4 protein-coding genes and 1 pseudogene are annotated in these 3061 nt (G+C 58.4%); all 5 read left to right on the plus strand.

The window, feature by feature from the left end; translation table 11 throughout:
* Window positions 1–194, plus strand: a 194-nt coding sequence (locus ACXRVY_RS22010) for an SDR family oxidoreductase (RefSeq protein WP_458238233.1), incomplete at its 5' end; no start/stop codon positions are given.
* A 197-nt stretch (window positions 195–391) separates the two neighbouring features.
* Window positions 392–628, plus strand: a complete 237-nt coding sequence (gene acpP / locus ACXRVY_RS22015; protein WP_003175607.1) for an acyl carrier protein — start codon at window positions 392–394, stop codon at window positions 626–628.
* Between the two features lie 108 nt (window positions 629–736).
* Window positions 737–1981, plus strand: coding sequence for a beta-ketoacyl-ACP synthase II (gene fabF, locus ACXRVY_RS22020; RefSeq protein ID WP_223459595.1), 1245 nt, complete (start codon window positions 737–739; stop codon window positions 1979–1981).
* Window positions 1981–2796, plus strand: a complete 816-nt coding sequence (pabC, locus tag ACXRVY_RS22025; RefSeq protein WP_223459593.1) for an aminodeoxychorismate lyase — start codon at window positions 1981–1983, stop codon at window positions 2794–2796. The genes fabF and pabC overlap by 1 nt, the downstream gene beginning before the upstream one ends.
* A 3-nt stretch (window positions 2797–2799) precedes the next feature.
* A pseudogene (locus ACXRVY_RS22030) lies at window positions 2800–3061 on the plus strand (endolytic transglycosylase MltG); the annotation flags it as partial.

Genomic DNA, 3061 nt, shown 5'->3' on the forward strand with positions numbered 1-3061 from the left:
CCCCAGGGTTCATCGATACCGATATGACCCGTGAATTGCCCGAAGCGCAGCGTGAAGCCTTGCAGACGCAGATTCCGCTGGGTCGTCTGGGGCAAGCTCAAGAGATCGCGTCCGTGGTCGCTTTTCTTGCGTCGGACGGTGCGGCTTACGTTACCGGAGCTACAATCCCGGTGAACGGCGGGATGTACATGTAATTCAAATGTGACGGATTGCTTCAAAAAAATGTCATACGAGCTGTCTAAAATCCGTTATAAAGCTGCAATCTATTTTATCGGCATAGGGTCACCGGGTTTGAGGAGTGAAGCTTTCAGTTGAAAAGCTGAAAAGTCTTTCTATACACTTACCCACTGGCCAGCTGCCTGAATTTGTCCATTAGGAGTGAAAACAAGGTATGAGCACCATCGAAGAGCGCGTCAAGAAAATCGTTGCTGAGCAACTGGGCGTTAAAGAAGAAGAAGTGGTCAACACTGCTTCCTTCGTAGAAGACCTGGGTGCCGACTCCCTTGACACCGTTGAGCTGGTGATGGCTCTGGAAGAGGAATTCGAGACCGAAATCCCTGACGAAGAAGCCGAGAAGATCACTACCGTACAAGCTGCAATCGACTACGTTACTAGCCACCAGGCGTAATAGTTTGTAATCGTTGCTCGCTGTCATGGAAAAACCGCACTGCTATCACGGCGTGCGGTTTTTTCTTTAGGCCTGATGCAAAGTCGTCATTTGAAAAAGGAGAGTGCTGTGTCGCGTAGACGCGTCGTAGTCACCGGTATGGGTATGTTGTCGCCACTGGGCACGGATGTGCCGAGCAGCTGGCAGGGCATTCTGGCTGGCCGCAGTGGCATTGGTCTGATCGAACACGCCGACCTTTCTGCCTATTCCACCCGTTTTGGCGGCTCGGTAAAGGGCTTCAATGTCGAGGAATACCTGTCGGTCAAGGAAGCCCGCAAGCTCGACCTGTTCATTCAATACGGTCTGGCCGCAGGTTTTCAGGCGGTACGCAACGCCGGCCTGGAAGTCACCGACGCCAACCGTGAGCGCATCGGCGTGGCCATGGGTTCGGGTATTGGCGGTCTGACCAATATCGAAGAAACTGCCCGTACGCTGCACGAGACTGGCCCACGACGGATCTCTCCGTTCTTCGTACCAGGCTCGATCATCAATATGATTTCCGGTTTCCTGTCGATCCATCTGGGGGCACAGGGACCTAACTACGCCATCGCCACGGCCTGTACCACTGGTACCCACTGCATTGGCATGGCCGCCCGCAACATCATGTACGACGAAGCCGACGTGATGATTGCCGGTGGTGCCGAGATGGCGGCCTGCGGTCTGGGCATGGGCGGCTTCGGTGCCTCCCGCGCGCTGTCGACCCGCAATGACGAGCCGACCCGCGCCAGCCGTCCATGGGACAAGGGGCGTGATGGCTTTGTATTGTCCAACGGTGCCGGTGCGCTGGTTCTGGAAGAGCTGGAACACGCCAAGGCCCGTGGCGCGACCATCTACGCCGAGCTGATCGGTTTCGGCACCAGCGGCGATGCTTACCACATGACTTCGCCGCCCGCCGATGGTGCCGGTGCTGCTCGTTGCATCACCAATGCGCTGCGCGATGCCAAAATCAATGGCGATCAAGTGCAGTACATCAACGCCCACGGCACTTCGACTCCCGCAGGCGACCTGGCCGAAGTCAATGCGATCAAGTCGGTGTTCGGCGATCACGCCTACAAGCTGGCCGTCAGTTCCACCAAGTCCATGACCGGCCACCTGCTGGGTGCGGCGGGCGCGGTCGAGGCGATTTTCAGCGTGCTGGCGATCAACAGCCAGGTAGCGCCGCCGACCATCAACCTCGATGAGCCGGACGAAGGTTGCGACCTCGATTTCGTGCCGCACACGGCGCGTAATATGGATATCGATGTGGTCGTTTCCAACTCCTTCGGTTTTGGCGGCACTAACGGCTCGCTGGTGTTCCGCCGGTTCGCAGGCTGATGGACAGCTGGGTCGACGGTCAGCCGGCTGACGCTTTGTCGCTGAAGGATCGCGGCCTGGCTTATGGCGACGGTCTGTTCGAGACCATCGCCGTGCGTAACGGGCAGCCCGTATTGCTGGACCGGCATCTGTCGCGTCTGGCGGACGGTTGTTCGCGTCTGGCGCTTGCCGCCGATCAGGCGTTGATCCGCAGCGAACTGCTGGCCTACGCCGGGGCACTGGGTGACGGGGTGCTCAAGCTCATCCTCACTCGTGGCGATGGTCTGCGCGGTTATGCCCCGGATCCTTCGGCTCAGGCCCGACGCATTCTGCAAGGCAATCCACCCGCGGCTTACCCTGCCGTGCATGGCGAGCAGGGTGTTCGTCTGTTTCCTTGCACCACGCGATTGTCCAGACAGCCATTACTGGCTGGCCTCAAGCACCTGAACCGTCTTGAACAAGTCCTCGCCCGTGCCGAATGGCAGGACACCGAGCATGCCGAAGGCTTGATGCTCGATCAGGCCGGGCGCGTGATTGAAGGCGTGTTCAGCAATTTGTTCCTGGTGCGTGATGGTGTACTCGTCACCGCCGACCTCAAGCGCTGCGGCGTGGCCGGCGTGATGCGTGGCGAAATATTGTTTCAGGCCAGGTCGCTGGGAATCCCCACGCAAATCACCGACATTCCCCTCGAACAACTGCAATGGGCTGACGAAGTATTTATCTGCAACAGCGTGTATGGCGTTTGGCCGGTGCGCGCCTGTGCTGCTCTTCACTGGCCGGTTGGGCCGCTCACACGTAAACTCCAAACCATTGCCCGTGCGCTACTGGATGCTTGATACGTGAGACGTAAATTCTTGCTGCTGCTGGAAACCGGACTGGTTCTGGCGGGGCTGCTGTTGGGTGCTTCAGCCTGGAAAATTCATTCGGCGCTGGTACAGCCGCTGAACGTTGCCCAGGAACAATTGCTGGATGTGCCMAAGGGCACCACGCCGACCCGCACCTTCTACCGACTCGAAGCCAATGGCGTCATCAAGGACGCATTCTGGCTGCGGGTATATTGGCGCTTCAACCTCGCCAGGCAACCCCTGCACAGCGGTGAAT

The sequence above is a fragment of the Pseudomonas sp. P5_A2_2 genome (genome assembly GCF_054177685.1).